Source organism: Psychrobacter sp. 16-MNA-CIBAN-0192 (assembly GCF_040309565.1).
GTDB lineage: Bacteria > Pseudomonadota > Gammaproteobacteria > Pseudomonadales > Moraxellaceae > Psychrobacter.
Genome location: NZ_JBEOOX010000260.1, coordinates 1 through 271, shown reverse-complemented (window position 1 = coordinate 271; position 271 = coordinate 1). Strand labels below are relative to the sequence as shown.

Annotated in this window: 1 pseudogene; it reads left to right on the top strand. The window is 48.3% G+C overall.

The window, feature by feature from the left end:
• Positions 1–271, top strand: a pseudogene (locus AAEY78_RS13165) (FAD binding domain-containing protein); the annotation flags it as partial.

Here is a 271-nt window from a genome sequence, read left to right as displayed (position 1 = left end):
CAGTTAAAGCAGATGGCTCGACTCGCGCTATCGATGTGAAAGATTTTTATTGTTTGCCAAAAGACACGCCGCATATCGAAAATGTGCCAGAAGCAGGCGAGCTGATTACTCATGTTGTATTACCTGCCCCTATTAAGGGCATGCATACCTATGACAAAGTGCGTGATCGCGCTTCTTATGCCTTTGCACTGGTATCTTGTGCCGCAGTCATCGATGCTGACGACAATGGCAACCTAAAGACAGTACGATTGGCGTTCGGCGGCATCGGTAC